Origin of the sequence: Rhizomonospora bruguierae, from assembly GCF_018397995.1 — a bacterium.
Taxonomy (GTDB): domain Bacteria; phylum Actinomycetota; class Actinomycetes; order Mycobacteriales; family Micromonosporaceae; genus Rhizomonospora; species Rhizomonospora bruguierae.
On record NZ_BBQH01000026.1, the window covers coordinates 62,724 to 82,126 of the forward strand.

Here is a 19,403-nt window from a genome sequence, read left to right on the forward strand (position 1 = left end):
CCCCTCGCTGCCGGCGTGGGTTCAGGTCGGCGCCACGTCGCCGCGCCGCCGGGCGGCTTCCGCCTCGGCCGCCTCCGCCTCGGCGGCCTGCATGTCGGGCACGTAGCTGCGCCGCGCCCACAGGGTGATCAGCCCGTTGGCCAGCAGCGGCACGAGCATGAGCAGGAAGGCGTCGCGCAGGCCGGCGGCGTTGCCGGCCTTGCGCGACCCGCCCAGCCAGTCCGCCAGCAGGCCGAAACTGAGCGGGGCGATCGCCTCGGCGACCAGGCGCAGCACCGTGCGGGCGCTCTCGGCCCGCCCCCACAGCCACGGGGTCACGATGTCGAGCCGGGCGGCGTCCAGCGGCGGGTTGGCCGCGGCGAGCATCGTCGTGCCGAGCAGGAAGAACGGCAACGCCACCAGCACCGACCGGGTCAGCAGGCCCGGGGCGAACAGCAGCGCCGCCGCCGTGTAGGTCAACGCCGGCACGATGATCCGGGCGTTCGGGTGGCCGCGCGCGAGGAACTGGTCGGCCATCCGGCCGCCGAGCATCGTCCCGGCCAGGGCCGCCGCGCCGACCGCCAGGACGAGCAGGGTGATCTCGCGGGTGTTGACGCGGAACCACCCCTGGACGAACACGATCGTGAAGGTGCGCAGGCCGGCGAAGAAGAAGTAGCCGATCGAGGAGGAGACGACGAGGATGCGGACCGTGCGGATGCGCAGGATGAACACGAACGCCTCCCACAGCGCCCGCGACTCCCGCCGCAGGTCGCCGGAGCCGCGACCCTCCTCCCGGCGAAACGGGTTCCCGCGCAGCGACACCGGCGTCGAGTCGGGGACGGTCTGGGCGCCGGCGACCACCCGGCTGGCCCCGCCGCGCGCCGGCTCCGGCAGCCAGCGCAGCACCGCGGCGGCCAGTCCGAGCCCGAGGACCGCCAGCAACCAGAACCCGTACCGCCAGGGGAGCACCGTGGCGATGGCCCCGCCGGCCAGCAGCCCCAGGCCGGCGCCGACGAGTTCGCCGCTGAGGATCCACCCGTACACCTTGGCCCGCTCGTCGACCGGGATGTAGTCGCCGAGCAGCGAGGCGAGCAGCGGGCCGCTGGCGGCGATGGCGCCGCCCAGCGCGAGCCGGGAGGCCAGCAGCCACGCGTAGCTGCCCGCGGCGCCGCTGAACAGCAGCGCGATGCTCCACAGCACGATCGTGTAGATGAGCAGCCGGGTTCGCGGCACGTGGTCGGCCAGCGCGCCCATCGGGACGGTGACGAGCGCGCCGATCCCGGACGACGCGGTCGCCAGCAGCCCGAACTTGGCCTGGCTGATCTGGAACGCCGCCTCCAGTTCCCGGGCCAGGGCGCCGATCATGCCCATGTCCGCCGAACTGGTGGCGAGCACCGCGGCCAGCAGCACCACCACGCGGGTCCGGGCCGGGCCGCCCAGCGCCGACTCCAGCCGGGCCACCGGCGCGCGCAGGACGGTCACCGGTGGCCGCCGGTCCACGGGGGTGACGCGCGGGGCGCCGGACCGGCGGCCGCGCGGGCGCCGTCGGGGCGAAGTCGTGACATGTCCGATCTGGCTACCCGACCGTGTCGACTCGTAACGGCGGCCGGGGCCGGTGATCGTCACACAACCGCAGACTTCCCGTGCGTTGGTCGCCATGAACCGTTGGGAGATTGGTGGGGTACATGCCGCCAGGCCCTGCCGCAGGCGGTCGACCTCTTCCCTGTGCCGGTCGCCGCCGCCCGGCCCCACACCGCCGCACCGGTGCGGGGCCGGGCCAGGACGTGGTCCGGGGGCCGCGGGGGCCGCAGGTGACGACCCGGGGCGAGGATCAGAGGGGGCAGAGGCGATGCTGTGGCCGTACTTTGACGACTGGCTGGTCGACCTGGTCAACGCCAAGCGCGCCGCCGCGGCGCCGCGCCGAGGCGACGGGGAGGCCGACGAGGATCTGGCCCGGCGGGTGGCGGACCGGCTCGGCGGCGACGTGCGGACCTGCTACGAGCGCATCGACGTGCGGGCCCACCGGGGCGTCGTCATCCTGGACGGCACGGTGAGCTCGGCGGACGCCCGCAAGCTCGCCGGAACCTACGCCTGGAGCGTGCGGGGCACGTTCGACGTCTGCAACGCGCTGGTGGTCGAGGACCCGGACCGGTGAGGCGTCAGGGGTTGCCGGCCTCGTAGCTGGCCCGGCGCTGCAGGGACATCAGCGCCTGGCCCCGACTGTCGAACGTCGCGAACGTGGTGTGCAGGCGCATGGTGTGCAGCACGGTGAGCACGAACCGGGACGGCGCCGCCAGGTGCAGGCCGCCGCCGCGGTGCTTGGCCCGCTGGTACGCCCGCACGACCACACCCAGCGTGGCCGCGTCGACCGTGTGTACCCCGGCCAGGTCCAGCAGTACCGTGTGGCGTTCGGCGACGGCCCGCTCCAGCGCGTCGCGCAGCGGGCCGACGCTGCCGGCCGTGAGGTTGCCGTGCGGCGTCACGACCGCCACGACCGGCAGCACCTCCAGGCTCACGGCGACCGCGTCGACGGCACCGGGGGACCCGATCCGGCGGTCGTGGATCTTGGAGACCTGGTTCGGGCTGGTCTCCGGGGCGGCGATCACGGGTTCTCTCCTCGGCTCGACAGGCTCTGGTAGGTGCTGCCCTTCGGCGTCGACGGCGACGACGGCGTGGCCGGCAGGATGGCGAAGACGTGGCTGACCCGGGCGATGGCCAGGATCCGGCGCACCCGGGGCGTGAGCGAGCGCAGCGTCAGGGTGGCGTTGGCGCGCCACATCTGCCGGTGCACGTCCAGCAGCAGCCCGATTCCGGCGGCGTCGATCAGGTCACAGCCGGCGAGGTCGACCACCAGGTGCTGCGGCGCCAGCGCGAGCGCCGCGTCGAGATGCGGGCGGACCTGCGGTATCCCGGCCAGGTCGAGGTCCCGGCCGATCCGGATCTCGACCACCGGGACCGTGCACACCGGGGTCGTCGACTGCCCGCCTCGATCCACCGGCTCCCCCTCGGCGTCCGGTCCGCGCGCCTTCGCGCGCACTGCTCCCACCGGTCCGACCAGCCTGGACCCGGCCCATGGCGGCGCTTCCGCGGACGTGTGACAGTTGCGTGACAAACGTCCTGCCAGGGGCCGGCTGCGACGGTCGGTGCCGATGCGGCCGGACATGATGGGTGCGTGACGTCGGTTCTGGTGATCGAGGATGACGACCGCATCCGGCTGTCGCTGGTGCTGGCGCTGGAGGACGAGGGCTTCACCGCGCAGGGGGCGGCGACGGCGGAGGAGGGCCTGTTGACGCAGCGCCGCTCCCGCGCGGACACGGTCCTGGTCGACCTCATGCTGCCCGGCGTGGACGGCTTCGAGTGCATCCGGCGCCTGCGGCACCACGACGACGTGCCGATCATCGTGGTCAGCGCCCGGGACGACACCCACGACGTGGTCGCCGCGCTGGAGGCCGGCGCGGACGACTACGTGGTCAAGCCGGTCGCGGTCAAGGAGCTGTCGGCCCGGCTGCGGGCGCTGCTGCGCCGGGCCCGGGGCGCGGTGACCGTCGGCCGGGTGCCCGCGCTCGTCTTCGGCGATCTGGACATCCGCCCGGAGGCGGGCGAGGTGCGGGTGCGCGGTGAGCTGGTCAACGTCACCCGCACCGAGTTCCGGCTGCTGTGCGAGCTGGCCGAGCACGCGGGGCGGGTGCTGTCCCGCGAGCAGTTGCTGCGCCGGGTCTGGGAGTACGAGGTCGGCGACGAGCGGCTGGTGGACGTGCACGTGGGCCGGCTGCGCCAGAAGATCGAGGTCGACTCGGCCGAGCCCCGGCACCTGGTCACCGTGCGGGGACTCGGCTACAAACTTCAGCGATGAAACCGTTCAGCCTCCGCACCCGGGTCACCGCCGGATTCACCGCCGGTGCCCTGGCGCTGTCGGCGGGCATGGCGGTGACCTCGTACGAGCTGATCCGCCGGTCGCTGCTCAGCGAGCGGGAGCGGGGCGCCGTCCGGTCGGCCTACTACAACGCCACCATCGTCAACGGTGGGCTGGTCGGCGCCGAGCCGGACGTCGTGGACGTGCTCCGGTCGCTGGACACCGGTACCGAGCGCCGCCCGGTGCTGCGGCGCGACGACGCCTGGTTCTCCCGCAACGCCGACGCCGGGGTCACCGAGGCCATCCCGGCCCCGCTGCAGGCGCGGGTCGCCGCCGGCCTGCCCACCATGCAGCGCATCCGGGTCGACGGCGCGCCGGCCCTGGTCGTCGGCGTGCCGCTGGCCGGCGGCGCCGCCTTCTACCAGATCGACTCGCTGCGCGAACTGGACCGCACGTTCCAGATCGTGGCGCTGGCGCTGACCGCCGTCGCGGTGATCCTGGCCGGCGCGGGGGCGCTGCTGGGCTCGTCGATCAGCCGGTACATCCTGCGCCCGGTCGCCGGCGTCGCCTCGGCCGCGCGGGACATCGCCAGCGGCAACCTCGGCGCCCGCCTGGACCCGGCGACGGAACCGGACCTCGCCGTGCTGTCCGTCTCGTTCAACGACATGGTCGACCGGCTGGCCCAGCAGCTCGAGCGGGACCGGCGCTTCGCCGCCGACGTCGCGCACGAACTGCGCTCGCCGCTGCAGACGCTGGCGGCGGCCGGCAGCGTCGTGGCCGCCCGCCGGGGCGACCTGGACGCCCGCACCGCGACCGCGCTCGACCTGCTCACCGCGGAGATCGCCCGGTTCCAGACGCTGGTCAACGACCTGCTTGAACTGGCCCGGGCCGACCAGCCGGCCCGCCGCGAGCACGTGGACGTGGCGGAGTTGGCGCGGCAGGCGTGCCGCTCGCGGCGCATTCCCGACGGGATCGTCCAGGTCGAGGACGGCCTGCCGATCATCTGGCATGTGGACCGGCGCCGGATCCTCCAGTTGCTGGGCAACCTGCTCGACAACGCCGCGCGCCACGGCGGGGGAGCGACCGCGGTCCGGCTGGGCCGCAGCGGCGACCTGTGCTATCTGGAGGTCGACGACGAGGGCCCCGGCGTGGACCCGGCCGACAAGACCGTCATTTTCGACCGGTTCGTCCGCGGCCGCACCTCGGTGGCGCGGGCCGGGGGCGACGGCACCGGGCTCGGGCTCGCGCTCGTCGCCCAGCACGCCGCGGCGCACCATGGCACGGCCGTTGCCACGGCCAGGCCGGGCGGCGGCGCCCGGTTCCGTGTCGAGCTGGCCGGATGCCTGTCGTGAGCGGGTGCCTGCGGGTGAGTCGGGCGTCCGGGACGGTTTCTGAGGTGCGGAGGGCGGCATGAGCGTGATGTCCCGCGCCAGGGCCGGCTGCCTGTGGGCGGTGGCACTGGCGCTGCTCGGCGGCTGCGGCGTGCCGATCGACGACGAGCCCCGGGACGTGCAGCCACCGCGGGGGCCGTGGCCGTCCTTCACGGCCCCGCCGAGCGTCGCCGACACCCCGGTGGGTTCCTCTCCGGAGCGGCTGTGCTTCGTCCGGGACGGCCGGCTCGTCCCGGTCACCCGGCGGGTCGCGGACAGCCCGGACATCGCCGAGCAGATGCGGGACCTGCTGGCCGGCCCGGTCGACGTCGAACGCGACGAGGGCCTCACGACCGCGCTGACCGGAACCGGCGCCCTGACCGTGCTCGGCATCGCCGACGGCACCGCCCGCGTCGAGATCGGCGAGCCCGGCGAGGGCACCGGCCGCAGTGACGACGTGCTGGCCTTCGGGCAGCTCGTCTGCACCCTCACCGGCCGGCGGGAGATCACCGGGGTGGCCTTCGTCCGGCAGGGTGAACCGGTCCGGGTTCCTCGCGCCGACGGCTTCCTGTCGATCGGGCCGCTGAGCGCATTCGACTACGCCAGCATCACCCTGCCCGGGTAGCGAGCGCGCGGCCAACGGTGAGTTGACAGGCGAAGTAGTTAGGCACACTATGTAGCCGTGGACGGGATGACCGGCGGGAAGTGGCTCGGCGACTCCACGGTCGCCCTCCGACCCGGCCGTGGCCTCGGCTTCGTGTTGCTGAGTCGGCAGCGATGAACGCTGCCGAGCAGTGGCCAAGCGACTGGCTGCGGGCGACGCTCGGGCTCTGCGTGCTGCGGGCGCTGCAGCCCGGCCCGTCGTACGGCTACGCCATCATCACGGAACTTGCCCGCCGCGGCTTCGGCGAGATCAAGGGCGGAACGCTCTACCCGCTGCTGGCCCGGTACGAGGCGGCCGGCCTGGTCGAGACGCAATGGCGACCCGGAGCGGCCGGGCCGGGCCGGAAGTACTTCGCGCTGACCGACCAGGGGCGCAGTGAACTCACCAGGCTGCGCGCGGAATGGGCGCGCTTCGGCACGGTTCTCGACGATTTCCTCACCACCACAAAGGAGTGATCATGAGCGCGACCACCGATCGCACCTGGATCGACGACTTCGTGGTCGAACTACGGCTGCGCGGTGCCTCCGGCCGCGCCATCGGCGACGCCGTCGCGAGCGTGCGAGAGTTCTTGCGCGGCAGCGGCCAGAGCGCGACCGAGGCGTTCGGGTCACCGCGCGAGTATGCGGCCAGCCTCGACCTGACCAGCTCCGCGAAGCCGAAACAACAATTCCCGACGGTAGCGCGGTCCCTGGCCGGCCTCATCGCCTTCATCGGATTCAGCATGGCGACGACGTCCTGGCTTCGGGGCGACGAGAAGTTCCGCATCTCGGCGGGACAGCTTCTGGTCTTCGCTGTGCTTCTCGTCCTCGTGCTGCTGCTGCCGCTGTACCTGAACGTCCTGTTGCGATACCGGTGGCTGCTGGTGGCCGTCGTGATCGCGGGCGCCGGGATGGGCGCGTTCCTGACCCTGGCCGAGCCGCGCGGGCCGGCGAACACCACCCATGCGGTGTTCGCGGTGCCGCCGGTGCTCGCCGTCATCGTCACGGCGGCCGTACTGGTGGCGTTGTCGATCGAGCAGAGCATCGCCGCGCTGAGCGGCGCCGGCGTCGATCCGGTGCGCGAGCCACTCACCACGGCCGGATCGGTGCGGGGGCGCCGCGGCGCCGTCGGCATTGCCTTGGGCTTGGCCTGGATGTACCCGGCCGCTGCCCGCTTCTACCTCGGTGCCGTGCTCCTCCTCGCCCACTGATGGCGGCCTACCGGCGAGCGAGTACGCCCACGGGGCCAGATTCGTTCCACGAGCGGGAGGGATGATGTGACGATGGCGGACGAGGGCGGCTATCTCCTGGACAACCAGCAGAGCGAGGCAGGGGTCCGGTTCGATGCCCTGGCGACGCTGTTCAACCCCGCCACCTTCCGGCACATCGAGGCGCTCGGCATCGCGGCGGGCTGGCGGTGCTGGGAGGTCGGCGCGGGCGGGCCGACCGTGCCGGCCTGGCTGGCCGGGCGGGTCGGCCCGGCCGGGCGCGTGCTCGCCACCGACATCGACGTCACGTGGATGAGCGCATCGAGCGGCTACGAGGTCCGCCGCCACGACGTCGGTGCCGAGCCGGCGCCCGAGGGCGGGTTTGACCTGGTCCACGCGCGCCTGGTCCTCGTGCACGTACCCCAGCGCACCGCGGCGCTCGCCGCCATGGTCGCGGCGCTGCGGCCCGGCGGCTGGCTGCTGCTGGAGGAGGCCGACCCGATGCTGCAACCGCTGGCCTGCCCGGACGAGTCGGGCCCGGCGCAGCGGCTGGCGAACAAGCTCAAGCACAACTTCCGGACGCTGATGGCCCGGCGCGGCGTGGACCTGTCCTACGGGCGCACCCTGCCGCGACTGCTGCGCGGCGCGGGGCTGGCCCAGATCGGGGCCGACGCCTACTTCCCGGTCGGCGGAGTCGCCTGTGACTTGCTCGAACGGGCCACCGTGGCGCAGATCCGCGACCGGCTCGTCGCCGCCGGCCTGGCCACGAACGAGGAGATCGACCAGCATCTGGCTAATGTCACGGCGGGGCTTCTCGACGTGGCCACGTCACCGATGGTCTCCGCGTGGGGACGCAAGCCCGCGTGACCGGCTGCGGCAACCATCCATGCACGCCGTTGGGCGCCGCGGGCGTGAACCCGGTCACCGGCTCGGGATCAGGCCGGTGATCCGAAGAAGGGGGGACTGCCCAGGCATCATGCGCCGAAGAGCATCTTCCATGTTGGTCCACACTGGGGGTATCTTGAGGCCGCCAGCGTTGCTGCACTTGCTGGCCTCGCTGAGCGGAGGCTCACGCTTGCCGTCGAGGTGCCGACACGCGAGTTCCGTGTTGGCTGGACGAAATGTCTCGGGCTATGGCATCGCGACCTAGTATCCGCCGACCGTTGGTCGCGGTAGCCGCAGGAGGTGGTGAGGTGACAATGGGGGGCTCACGGCCGTGATCGGTCACCTTGGCGTCGCCCATCGGTTGGGTGTGCTAATGTGACACAAATCGAGAACCAATACTAAACAGCACATTCGGCGCAGCTTGGTCGAGCGCCGCACAGAGTTCCGTGTTTGGCGGACAGGGAGACCTTCGAACCTGGCCGGATCTGAGCGAGGGGCTCATGGTCACTGCTTTCATGTTTCCTGGCGCTGGCTCCTATTTCTCGACTCCCTTCGCGCACTACTCGGCGGGACGACGTATCGCCACGGAAGTCGCCGAGCGCATCGATCCGATCAGTGTCGCTTATGGCTGGTCGTCGGTACTCTCCGAATCGGGTCTAGATTCATGGGATCCGTTGAGTGAGTTGCGAACCTTTCATCTCCAGCTCTGTTGTTGGCGAATTCTTGAAGAGGAACTCGGACTCCGGGCCGACATAGTTTTCGGACATAGCCTCGGAGAGATTACATCCATGGTCGCCGCAGGGGGGTTCACTGTCGAAGACGGGGCGCGTCTTCTCTGCGAGCGGGCTCGCTCTCTCGAGTCCTACGCACAGCCGACCGCGGCGACGGCGGCGTTCATGCTCTCCCCGAACGAAGCGGAGGAATTTGCTCGGCAGGGAAATGATATCGTGGTCGCCGCGATAAACAGCCCGACACAGGTGATTCTCTCCGGGCCGGCCGAGCAGGTGCGACGATTGCTGCGTATCGCCGACTCCCGCGGCATATTGGCGACGAGGCTGCGCACCGGCCCGTATCCACAGCATCACCCCTGTCTCGATTCCGCTTTGCAGCATTATCTGGAATCGGTGCACGGAATCCAGACCGGGGTCATGCGGACGGCCGTGTATTCGACGATACTGGGGCGATGGCTTGCGCCGGATGATGACCTGCTCGCTGCGGTCGGGGCGCAGTTGGTGCATCCACTGAATTTCCCGCGGGCGGTGACAGAACTGCGCAAGGCGGGGGTCGACCGGTTTGTGGAATGCGGCCTCAGGGATAGCCTGTCGCGGTTTGTCGTCGAAATCGCAGGGGGCGACACCCGCGTTTTGACTCCATTTAGAACACGCCCAACCGATGCCAAGATTCAACAATACCGTAAGGAGTAGTCATGCTGCCCGACAACGACGCTCTCCTGGAGCGCCTGCAGAAGATGTACGCTACCGTACTGGAACTGCCCGAAGAAGTGGTGACGCCAGATGTGGACTTGGAGGCGGAACTCGGTCTGGACTCCCTGCAGCACCGGCTCGTGCTCGCGAATGCCGGGGAGTTGTGGGCAGTAGACACAGGAGCTTCCGAGTCTCCAGCGACGCTCACCCTTCGTTCGGTGGCCGATTTGTTGCAACGCCTCGACTCCGCAGCTAAGGCATAAGCGGTGCCCGCCGAACAGGTCTGCCTGGTCGGGGCAGGCGTGGTGCTCCCCGGGTGTGCGGGAATCGAGGATCTCTGGCATCGGGCGCAGCACGGACCACTCCTGTTTGGAAGACCTGACAGGTTCCGAGGGCATGAGGCGTTGGCCGTGGCGACCGAGGATGGGACCGGGCGGGTATACGACCTCCGCTTCGGTGCGGTACGCGAGGCTCCCGAACAGGGGGATGGGGATCTCCAGGCATCTTGGCTACGCCGTGCCCTGCGGCAGTGTCTGGCGGCGATGTCCGGGCCTTCGACCAGGCCCGGGCTCTTTCTCGCCGCGTCTACCGACACCAGCTATGAGATCGACATGGCTCTCACCGCCGACATGCTCGCCGCCGGTGCGGCGAGACACCTGCCGGTCGATGCGGACGACGCCGGGGCCAGCGAACGAATCCGGCACCGGTTGGCGCAGGCCGACCCGTGCGCCGGTTCGCATCACGGTGAGTTCCTTCCGTATGAGCTAGCCCGGAGGGCGATCGACGGTCTCCTGCCGCAGGACACCCCGATCCTGATCGTCGACAACATCTGCCCATCCTCGCTGTACTCGGTGGACCTCGGGGTCAAGCACCTGCTCGACGGCGCGGTGGACGTGGCCTTCTGCGGCGGGGTGAGCTCGCACGGACCGCTACGGCAGATCTATTTCTCAGAGATGGGAACGCTGTCCTCGTCAGGCGAGGTACGGGCGTTCGACTCGGCGGCGGACGGCACCGTCTTCTCAGAGGGCGCCGCACTCGTCACGCTCAAACGCCTCAGCGACGCGCTGCGCGACCACGACACCGTGCTCGCGGTTCTCGCCGGGTTCGGTGCCGCCGCCGACGGAAAGAGCAAGGCGATATTCGCGCCCAGCCAGGAGGGCCAGGTCCGGGCGATGATCCGGGCGAGGAGCGTCAACGACGTGCCCGGCGGCCAGGTAGCGTGGGTATTGGGACATGGCACGGCTACCCACGTGGGTGATGCCACCGAATTGCGTTCCATCGCCGCCGCGCATCCTGGCGGCACTCCCTGGGTGACCGGCAACAAGCCAATGCTCGGCCACAGCGGAATGGCGTGTGGGGCCGTCTCTCTTATCCAGGCAGCCCTTGGGTTGCATCGGTCTACCATTCCCCGGCAGCCCAATCACACGGCGTTGCCCGACTACGCTCGCTCGCTCTCAGTCCGGATTCCTTCCGCGCCGGTGAGACTCGACCAGTCGATGACGGACGGGCAACCGCCGTTTGTTGGTGTCTTCGCCTGCGGGCTGGGGGGTATCAACGGATACCAGCTCCTTGTCTCCCCGGACGCGGGTGAGCACACGGTGCGGTCCGCGCCTCCGTCGCTGTGTGACGAGCTGGTTCTCGTTCGCTGGAGCGCACTCCTCCCAGGACGGCCGGACGACGACGTCATCGCGGCGCGGATGTCCAGGGGAGAGGCGGGTGCCGAGGCGCTTCGCTTTGAGCGTCCCTACCCGGTCCCGGCATTCGAGAAGTCACTGATACCACCCAAGGTGGCGGCTCAGTTGGACATGAGCCAACTGCTGGTGGTCGAGCTCGTGAACCGCCTCGGGGCATCGGAGCCCGACCGGGGTTTGCTCTGGAACGGACTGGAAGAACGCACCGGCATCTTCGGCGCGCACTATGGTTTCACCCAATCGGCGGTCGACTCCACGCTCCGATCTTTGGGCACCGGTATCGCCCGATCGCTGGCTGGAGCGGATGCCCGAGCGGCGGCCGATTACCTGCGGGAACATCGATCGAGCACCAACCCGGTCGGGCCCTACAGTTTGGTGGGGCGTATGTCGTCCACCGCGCTCGGCTGGGTGGCGAACCGTCGAGACCTGCACGGGCCCACGATGATGGTCGACACTGGCCCGGCCTCCGGACTGGCGGTGTTGCACGCGGCGAGCAGCTACCTTCGACGCGGGGACATTGACCTCGCCCTTGTGATGGCGTGGAGCGCGGGCCCACTGGAGCAGAATGCGCAATCGCTCGGCCTCTGCCCGCAGGAGGTCGCCGAAGGCGCGTATGCGGTCGCGCTCGCGCGCCCCGAGACGGCCCGGGCACAGGGTTGGCAGGTGCTCGCGCGAGTGCGCACCGAACTTCGTGCGGATCCCCATGCGACAGACGAGCGGGGGACACCGAGCTATCTGGCTGGGGACGGGCTTGTCGGTGTGCTGCGTTCCATCCTCGAAGGCAGCCTGCCCCGACGCTTTTCGAGCACGGCGGGGCCGGCGGTCGACTTACTGCCGCCGTCGTGAGGCGGCTGTACCCAGGAGACTCGCCATGACACAGTTGTACTCGCTTCAGCTCGATCCCTGTCCAGGGGTGCCGGGGTTCGCGGAGCGCGAATCGCTGCCACCAGGCGCGCTGGTGCTCACCGATGATGGGGATATCGCGAACCAGCTGTCCAACTCAGCCGAGCCGAGCATCGTGGTCGTTCCACCCGAAGCGGCCACCTGGGACGAGGACGCGATGGTTAAGCTCATGACCGTCGGGGAAAGGGTCCCCGGTCACGTCCGCGTCATTACCTCCCTGCACGCGACCGGGTGGCCGGCGCCGCCTCAGCCGCAGTTGCTCGCCTTGCAAGAAGCGGCCTTCCTGGCCGCCAAACGGATAGCTCATTCGAACCCGCCGGACTCCTCATTCGCCGCTCTCGTCCTGGACCCCCTTGCGGGCGGGGCACCTCATCCGCACGGGGCGCTGCTCACCGGTCTGATCAAGGCCATCGTCTGGGAGTTGCCACGTACTCGCGTGTATGCCGTGGTGACTGACGCGGGCAGCCTGCCAACCGCACTGGCGCAACTGCGCCGCGAGTCCGTGTGTGTCCGGGGCCTACCCGTGGCCTACTACCGTGGGCAGTCGACGCCCGCCACGCGTCTGGAGGAACGGCTGCTGCCGGACAACGCCGCCACCGTCGGCGCACGCGATAGTGCTCCATCGTGGTCGACGGGTGAAGGGCCGGTCGTCCTCGCAGTGGGAGGAGCACGCGGCATCACAGCCCGATGCGTCGAAGGTCTGCGCACGTGGCCTTCGATGCTCTGGCTACTCGGCAGCACCGACCTGGAGACGATGGCGGAGCAGTCTCGCGAGATCGGTGAAACCACCAGCACGGAGTATGCGCGGAAACGCCGAGCAGCGGATCCCGGGGCCCATATCGCCCAGGTGCGGAGCTTCTATGACCGATGTCGTAAATCCCGCGAGTCTCTATCGCACCTGGCCGTCCTGCGGCAGCGGTTCGGTGCTACCCGGGTTCACTATCTGGGCTGTGACGTCACAGATGAGGCCGCCGTTCGCCGCGTCGCGGCAACAATCCGCAGCACGACACCCCGCCTCGACATGGTCATCAACGGTGCCGGAATCAGCGGCGCGCGACGGTTGGCGGCCAAGGACCTGACGACCTTTCGGAAGGTGCGGGACACCAAGGTAGCCGGGTACCACAATCTCAAGGCGGCTTTCAGCGATCCCGCACCTGGCCTGTGGTGCAACTTCAGCTCCGTAGCCGGAGCTTTCGGCCTGGCCGGGGAAAGTGACTACGGTCCGGCCAATGATGTTCTGAACTCCGCAGCCCGATACGAGACCGCGCACTCGGGGGTTGCCGAATACTCCATCTGCTGGAGCCTGTGGGGTGAATCAGGTCTCGGGCCACGGACCGGCTTCACAGAGTACACGGCGCGGACCGGGCAACTCGGCCTGCTCACAGACGCCGAAGGACAACGCCTGTTCAACGCCGAAATGGGGGCTCAGCGGTCGGGACGACGGGCAGTGCCCACGCCGTTGGGCACTGCGGAACTGCAAATGTTGCGTACCCGGTTCCCCGCGCTGGTGGACGCTACCCACCGGAGTCCCTATCTCGGGGATCCGTTGCGGGGGGACGATGGCGAACTCGTCTGGGAACTTGACCTTAGCCGGTACGTGCATCTCTATGGGCACATCCGAGAGTCACGGGCACTCGTGCCCGGAGCGCTGGCACTGGAACTCGCGGCGGAGGCGGCCGGTTACCTTGCCGGTGCGGCGCCCGTGAGCACCTTTCGAAACATCCGCTTCCAAGCTCCGATCGCAGTAGACCCTCAGGTGGTCAGGTACGTGCTCACCGCCTCATACACCCCGGCCGGGTTCGACTGTGGTGTGGTCCGGGTCGGTATCCACTCGCGGGTTCCCGGCGGGCCCCACGACCGGCGCGTCCAGCACTTCAACGTCCTGATCCCGATCGGTGACGCCGCCACGTCCGATCGGCGCGACAACCAGGGGGGCGCGACGACTGCGAAGCGGGCATCCGCCGCGATGTCGATGTCCGGGATCTTCGACCACGTTCGAGATGTGCGGCTTGGCGCGCGGCTGACCTCGGCCCGGTGGGAGCCACGCCTTTCCCAGGGGAACGACGACGAGTTCTTCTCTCGACACCGAATTCCGTGGCTATTGGCCGACGCCCTGTTGCAGACGGCCTGTTCCACCGGAGCACCGAACCGGTACGCGACACCGCATTCAATCGAAGAACTGAGACTGTTCACCACGGACAACGATTTCATGTTGTCGAAGGCGACGAATGGCATTCACCTGCGCGTCGACCACTCGGACGGGATTGCCGAAGGCGTTGCCAGCGGATCAGAAAATGGCGAGACGCTCCTTGCGATGAAGGACCTCGCGGTCAGCGGACGAGACCTGGCGAAGTGGTATGGATCATGAGTAGCCCGCAGGATGTCCTGCTGCGCCTGTTCAGCCCCGAAGGGCGCGCGAACCCTTATCCCTTCTACCGCGACCTGATGGCACGAGCTCCCGTCCTGCCGATCGGAAAAGATCGTGCGATAGTCATGGGATTTCGGGAAAGCGTCGACGTTCTGTTGCACTCGCAGCTGTTTCCGGTGCCCGATCCCGGCTATGCCGATCGCTCCTGGCCGGGCTGGCAGGTGCATCCGTCAACCATGCTCCTCTACAACAGCCTGCTCTTTCTCAATCCGCCGGAAAATCAGCCTGCGCGTCGTCTGGTTTCTCGTTTCTTCAACCCCAGACGAGTTAAGCTGATGCGTCCGATGATCGAACGTCACGTTGCCGCGCACATCGACATGCTTGTCGCCAGTGACGGCGGTGTTGACGCGACACAATCGTTCACCTCCATCCCGAACTCCGTGATGGGTGAGCTGCTCGACCTCCCGCACGACGACGTGAAGCAGTTGATGGCATGGCTCGACATGTTCCTGGAACGCAATGAGCTGCATCCCCCCGACAAGAGGCTCCGGGATGCTGATGAAGCCGCTTCCCACCTGATCTCCTACGTCAGGAGAAACCGCTCGGCGCGCCCGGCTGACGACGCCGGCCTAGCTGGATTGCTGACCCAGGATGGTTCCTTCGACGAGCAGGACATCATCAGCAACCTGGTATTCGTGCTCAGCGCGGGTACGGTGACCACGAGTTCTCTTCTCGGCAGCGGAATGCTCCAGCTCGCCCAGGACAATGATCTGCTACGCCAGGTGCGCACGGACGATGCCTTGCTGAGGTCGTTCGTGCTCGAAACCCTTCGCCACGACCCACCGATTCAGTATGCCGCCAGAGTCGTGGCCAAGGATACCGAGCTGGGCGGGCTGCCCATCGCCCGCGAGAGCCTGATACTCGTGTGCTTGGGCGCACTGGGCCGGGATTCCCGGCGATTTTCGAATCCGAGCGATTTCGTCGCGGACCGGTTCGTGGCGCCAGGTGCAGATCCCAGGGACATCTTGTCTTTTGGCCTGGGGGCACATCGCTGCGCCGGATCCGAGCTGGCCTTGGTCACGGCCGAAATCGCCTTCAGGCAACTCGCCCGGAGAGTCGAAGCGCTGGCCACGGTCAGCACACCGCAGCGGCAAAACCGCACGGTGGTCCGCAGATTCAGCAAGCTTGAGGTCCGGGTGTCCACGGTACCCGCGGTGGATCAGCAACGCACTCGGGATCGGCGGCCGGTGGCAGGGCAGCACGAATCACGGAGGCCAGATCAACCTCGGATGAGCTGAGGTAGAAGTGGCCGCCCGGGTACGTGCGCAGGTCGAAGGAGCCCGTGGTGTGCCGCCGCCACGCAACGGCCTCGTCCAGGAGGACCTCCGGATCGCTGTCGCCGAAGTAGACGTGGATCGGGGTGCGCAACGGCGCGGCATGGGACGAGAGCCGATAGGCGTCGATCGCTTCATAGTCGTTGCGCATCGCCGGTAGGGCCGCGCGGAGTGCCTGGCGGTTGTCGAGGAGGCGCGGGTCCGTGCCTCCCAGCCGTTTTAACTCGGCGAGGACGTCCTCCTCGTCACGCAGCCGTACGGCTCGTACCCGACGGCGCGACGGCGCGCGACACCCGGAGACGAACAGCCCCAGAGGGATGTGGCCATGCATCTCCAAGCGTCGGGCGACCTCGAAGGCGACTAATCCACCCATGCTGTGGCCAAACAGCGCGATGGGCCGGTCCAGACAGCGAGCCAGTTCGTCAGCCACCGCGTCCGCGAGTGCCTCGATCATGGGGACGCATGGCTCGCTGCGGCGGTCTCCGCGGCCCGGGTACTGGACGGCGAACACCCGGAGGTTGTCACTGAGGGCACGTGACATCGGCAGGAAAAAACTCGCCGATCCGCCGGCATGTGGAAAGCAGACCAACGTACTCGCTAGGCGTGGACCGGTGCGGTAGTTCCGGAGCCACCCCCTGTCGCCCCTGCTCATGCATGCCTCCGTAGTCACGATGCTCACTCGGTGCCGCGGCATGGAACCCTGCCGTTCAGTGCCGGAGGGGGCGCCGCTGCCTTCCCTCCAAGACTGTCTTACGTGGGCCACCAGCGTGGAAGGGGCACTCTCGGTGCAGTCGTGCTGTCCGTTCAGGTTGGCACCGAAACGAACGCAGAAAGTCCCCGCGCTGCGGACCTGTCGCTTCTTGGCCGGGCGTGGCTTCAGCGCTCGGGCATCACAGTAGTTTGCGCAGTCGCCGGCGGCGTTCGGCGTCGCGGGCGGCCAGCCAGGCGACGTCGGCGCCGGCGGCTTGATCGGTGCTTCCGGGCGGATCGACGATCGCCAGCCACTCTCCCAACGGTGTGGCCAACCGGTGTTTCAGTCCACAGTAGATCTCGTACGCTTCCCGCCACCGTACCCGGGCCGCGGCCAGGTCGGTGGTCAGCAGGCAGGAGGCGAGCAGGTCCAGGACGGCGGCCCCGCGCAGCGGGTCGCCGATCTCGGTGGCCAGGTGGAACTGCTGGTCAGCGTGCCGGCGGGCGGTGCGCAGGTCGTCGCCGCGCAGCGCCACCTCGGCCAGGTCGTGGTGGGCGTGGCAGGCATTCTGCAGGTCGCCGGCGCCGATGGCGAGGCTTAGGGCGTGGGTGAGCGCCTGGCGCGCGGCGGCGTGCCGTCCGAGGTCGAGCAGGGCGACCCCGAGGTTCAGGTAGGTGATGGTGGCGTAGCTCGGATCGCTGCCGTAGTCGGGGTCGGCCAGGGCCGCGCGCAGGTGGCGTACGCCGGACAGCGCGTCGCCCTCGGTGATGCACAACCCGCCGAGGTTGACGTGCATGCCCGCCGCCAGCCGGGTGTACCCGATCGTCTCGGCCAGCCGCAGAGCCTCCCGGTAGTGCTCCCGGGCGTCGAGGTATCGGCCCAGTTGCTTGTGGGCCACGCCCAGCGCGTTGTGCATCCGGGCCGCGGCGCGCGCGTCGCCCAGTTCTTCGGCGCAGCGCAGGCCCAGGCGTGCCGCGGTAATCCAGTCCGACCAGTGCCGGCGCAGGTGGAAAAGGCGAACATGCTGTCCGCGAGCTGCCAGGCGCTGCGCCGCCAGCCGTGCCGCTCGGCCTGGCGGATGGCTCCGATCAGGTTCTCCCGCTCCTCGTCGTGCCAGCGCAGGGCGGTTGTCCGGTCGGCGAATCGCAGCGACTCGGCGGGCGGGTACGCCAGGTCGCGGGGCCAGTCGTCGCGGCGGGGCAGCAGCTGCGGGTATGCCTCGTGAGCGGTCTGTACGTAGAAGTCGACCAGTCGGCGGCGGGCGCGGGCCACCTCGGCCGGGTCCGTGTCCGCCGCCCGCTTCCGGGCGGCGAAGCTGCGTAGCAGGTCGTGCATGGTGTAGCGGCCGGGCAGGTGCTCGGTCACCAGGTGCGCGGCACACGGCAAACCGAGCGGCTCGCGGACGTCCGCCTGCCGCAGGCCGGCCAGCGCGGCCGCCGCGGGCAGGCCGAAGTCGTGGCCGGGAACCAGGCCGAGGTACCTGAACAGCCGCCTGGCGCCGGAGGGCAGCGCGGTGTAGGACAGTTCGAACGCCGCCTGGACCGCTGCCTGCCCGTCCAGGCCCCCGTCGAGCGTGGCGAGCGGGTCCTCGCCAGCCAGTTCCCGGGCGTACCAGGCGATGCTGCTGTGCGGGTGGACGGCCAGGTTCGCCGCGGCGACGCGGAGCGCCAGCGGGGGGTAGGCGCAGCGGCGGGCCAGTTCGGTCGCCGCGACCGGCTCTGCCGCTACCGCCCGGTCGCCGAGGACACGCCGTAGGAGCGCATCCGCCTCGACGGCGGAGAGCACGTCCAGCGTCAGGCTGCGGGCGCCGTCCCGGGCGACCAGCCCGGTCAGGCGGTGTCGGCTGGTCACCAGGACCGCGCAACCGGGCCAGTCCGGCAGCAGTGGGCGGACCTGGTCGTCGCTGGCCGCGTTGTCCAGTACCACCAGGACCTGTCGCTCGGCGAGCAGGGAGCGGTACAGGGCGGACGCCTCGTCGACGTCCGGCGGGACGCTGTTCGGGTCCGCGCCGAGCGCGCGCAGGAACACCGGGACCGGGACGGAGGTCGGCACCTCTCGACGTACCCGCCAGCCCCGGCTGACCCCCCACGCCGCCACGCGCCGAGTCAGCTCAGCCGTCACCCACTCGGCAAGCCAATCGGTGAACGACAGAGGGAACAGACCACCGACAACGACTCGGCCGCCCGCGCTGACCGTTCCCCGAGATCCACCTTGGAGACCTTACGAGCAAGGTTCTCCCACCGGGAGCCAGCAGCGCGCAAGGCCCACTCCGGTGACAGCCGGCCGACAGCGGGGATCTGTCAGGGAGGCCGACTGGTACCCGCCGGGTCCTCCCTGACGACCATGGGTCGGTGGCTGCTGGCCGTGGAAGGCGCCTGTCGTTACCGTGGACAACGCGAGAACGCGCTGACGAGGGAGAACCATGGATCCGGTAACAGCGGGTGTCCTAGCGGCAACGGTAGTTCCCCTGGCCAGTGGGGCGGCGGGTGAGGCGGGTAAGCAGGCATGGAACTCGCTGCTCACCGCGTTCCGTCGGAGGTTCGGGCGGGACGCGGCCGCGTCGGTTGAAAACGCGATAACGGCCGGCGAAACGGCGGACGCCGAGTCGGTCATGGGCGAGGTCGTTCGTTCCGCAGAAAGTGATGCCGAGTTCGCCGGATGGCTCCAGGAGTGGATTCGTGACGCCGCACCGCTGGCGCAGCGGCACACCGCCGTGCGGAACGTGGTCGCGGGGCAGGCGGAGATCGGCGGCGGGCTCGTGCAGGCTCACACCATTAACGGCGCGGTGACTTTCGGCGCCCAACCCACTCCTCGAGAAATTCCACGAATCGATAGCTCTGTGGATTCCGTCCAGCCATCGAAAGTTTCGCCTACCTCCGGGAAACAGCCCAGGGATGCCGCCCTGTCTCACCGACGCCGAACGCAAGAAGGTTCAAACGAATATCCGCACGTTCAGTCACTCCTATCTGCACATCCCGGAGATTGAGATAAAGTAGTGCGAAAGCATCGAATAAGCCAAAATAGCCGGGAGCCGGGAGCCGGGAGCCGGGAGCCG

Annotated in this window: 17 protein-coding genes and 2 pseudogenes; 13 read left to right on the forward strand and 6 right to left on the reverse strand. The window is 69.4% G+C overall.

The window, feature by feature from the left end; translation table 11 throughout:
• Positions 1-21 precede the first annotated feature (21 nt).
• Positions 22-1,479, reverse strand: coding sequence for an MFS transporter (locus KJS59_RS15070; RefSeq protein WP_213453496.1), 1,458 nt, complete (start codon positions 1,477-1,479; stop codon positions 22-24).
• Positions 1,480-1,828: 349 nt separating this feature from the next.
• Here KJS59_RS15070 and KJS59_RS15075 point away from each other — a divergent pair, with 349 nt between their 5' ends.
• A complete protein-coding gene (locus tag KJS59_RS15075) occupies positions 1,829-2,134 on the forward strand; it encodes a BON domain-containing protein (protein WP_213453497.1) in 306 nt (101 codons plus the stop codon).
• A 4-nt stretch (positions 2,135-2,138) separates the two neighbouring features.
• Here KJS59_RS15075 and KJS59_RS15080 read toward each other — a convergent pair whose 3' ends face one another.
• Together KJS59_RS15080 and KJS59_RS15085 are read right to left on the reverse strand one after the other, a co-directional pair.
• Positions 2,139-2,585 (reverse strand): STAS domain-containing protein, encoded by a 447-nt coding sequence (locus KJS59_RS15080; RefSeq protein WP_213453498.1) that lies wholly within the window; start codon positions 2,583-2,585, stop codon positions 2,139-2,141.
• Positions 2,582-3,016, reverse strand: coding sequence for an STAS domain-containing protein (locus KJS59_RS15085; RefSeq protein WP_249714215.1), 435 nt, complete (start codon positions 3,014-3,016; stop codon positions 2,582-2,584). Before KJS59_RS15085 ends, KJS59_RS15080 begins: the two co-directional genes overlap by 4 nt.
• 135 nt (positions 3,017-3,151) lie before the next feature.
• On the opposite strand from KJS59_RS15085, the gene KJS59_RS15090 reads away from it, so the two are divergent.
• The 11 genes from KJS59_RS15090 to KJS59_RS31200 all read left to right on the forward strand — a co-directional run bounded on the left by KJS59_RS15090 (position 3,152) and on the right by KJS59_RS31200 (position 15,621).
• The gene (locus KJS59_RS15090; RefSeq protein WP_213453500.1) at positions 3,152-3,832 is read left to right on the forward strand and encodes a response regulator transcription factor; all 681 of its coding nucleotides are present in this window, start codon (positions 3,152-3,154) and stop codon (positions 3,830-3,832) included.
• On the forward strand, positions 3,829-5,184 hold the full coding sequence (locus KJS59_RS15095; protein ID WP_213453501.1) for a sensor histidine kinase: 1,356 nt from the start codon (positions 3,829-3,831) through the stop codon (positions 5,182-5,184). The genes KJS59_RS15090 and KJS59_RS15095 overlap by 4 nt, the downstream gene beginning before the upstream one ends.
• Positions 5,185-5,242: 58 nt before the next feature.
• Positions 5,243-5,827 (forward strand): GerMN domain-containing protein, encoded by a 585-nt coding sequence (locus KJS59_RS15100; RefSeq protein WP_249714225.1) that lies wholly within the window; start codon positions 5,243-5,245, stop codon positions 5,825-5,827.
• Positions 5,828-5,979: 152 nt separating this feature from the next.
• Positions 5,980-6,321 (forward strand): PadR family transcriptional regulator, encoded by a 342-nt coding sequence (locus tag KJS59_RS15105; protein WP_213453502.1) that lies wholly within the window; start codon positions 5,980-5,982, stop codon positions 6,319-6,321.
• A gap of 2 nt (positions 6,322-6,323) precedes the next feature.
• On the forward strand, positions 6,324-7,055 hold the full coding sequence (locus tag KJS59_RS15110; protein ID WP_213453503.1) for a hypothetical protein: 732 nt from the start codon (positions 6,324-6,326) through the stop codon (positions 7,053-7,055).
• Between the two features lie 72 nt (positions 7,056-7,127).
• On the forward strand, positions 7,128-7,919 hold the full coding sequence (locus KJS59_RS15115) for a class I SAM-dependent methyltransferase (protein WP_213453504.1): 792 nt from the start codon (positions 7,128-7,130) through the stop codon (positions 7,917-7,919).
• Positions 7,920-8,437: 518 nt separating this feature from the next.
• On the forward strand, positions 8,438-9,361 hold the full coding sequence (locus KJS59_RS15120) for an ACP S-malonyltransferase (RefSeq protein ID WP_213453505.1): 924 nt from the start codon (positions 8,438-8,440) through the stop codon (positions 9,359-9,361).
• 2 nt (positions 9,362-9,363) lie between these two features.
• On the forward strand, positions 9,364-9,624 hold the full coding sequence (locus tag KJS59_RS15125; RefSeq protein WP_213453506.1) for an acyl carrier protein: 261 nt from the start codon (positions 9,364-9,366) through the stop codon (positions 9,622-9,624).
• A 147-nt stretch (positions 9,625-9,771) separates the two neighbouring features.
• Positions 9,772-11,898, forward strand: coding sequence for a beta-ketoacyl synthase N-terminal-like domain-containing protein (locus tag KJS59_RS15130; protein ID WP_213453507.1), 2,127 nt, complete (start codon positions 9,772-9,774; stop codon positions 11,896-11,898).
• Between the two features lie 25 nt (positions 11,899-11,923).
• Positions 11,924-14,323, forward strand: coding sequence for an SDR family NAD(P)-dependent oxidoreductase (locus KJS59_RS15135; RefSeq protein WP_213453508.1), 2,400 nt, complete (start codon positions 11,924-11,926; stop codon positions 14,321-14,323).
• Positions 14,320-15,621: a cytochrome P450 gene (locus KJS59_RS31200; protein WP_249714227.1), complete on the forward strand. Its 1,302-nt coding sequence runs from the start codon at positions 14,320-14,322 to the stop codon at positions 15,619-15,621. The genes KJS59_RS15135 and KJS59_RS31200 overlap by 4 nt, the downstream gene beginning before the upstream one ends.
• Before the next feature lie 22 nt (positions 15,622-15,643).
• On the opposite strand, the pseudogene KJS59_RS15140 reads toward KJS59_RS31200, so the two are convergent.
• From KJS59_RS15140 to KJS59_RS32235, 3 genes and pseudogenes are all read right to left on the reverse strand, one after another.
• Positions 15,644-16,351: pseudogene (locus KJS59_RS15140) on the reverse strand (thioesterase II family protein); the annotation flags it as partial.
• Between the two features lie 196 nt (positions 16,352-16,547).
• The gene (locus tag KJS59_RS15145; RefSeq protein ID WP_249714229.1) at positions 16,548-17,123 is read right to left on the reverse strand and encodes a tetratricopeptide repeat protein; all 576 of its coding nucleotides are present in this window, start codon (positions 17,121-17,123) and stop codon (positions 16,548-16,550) included.
• A gap of 93 nt (positions 17,124-17,216) precedes the next feature.
• Positions 17,217-17,264, reverse strand: a pseudogene (locus KJS59_RS32235) (hypothetical protein); the annotation flags it as partial.
• Between the two features lie 1,506 nt (positions 17,265-18,770).
• On the opposite strand from KJS59_RS32235, the gene KJS59_RS15150 reads away from it, so the two are divergent.
• The gene (locus tag KJS59_RS15150; protein ID WP_213453511.1) at positions 18,771-19,334 is read left to right on the forward strand and encodes a hypothetical protein; all 564 of its coding nucleotides are present in this window, start codon (positions 18,771-18,773) and stop codon (positions 19,332-19,334) included.
• Positions 19,335-19,403: the final 69 nt, after the last annotated feature.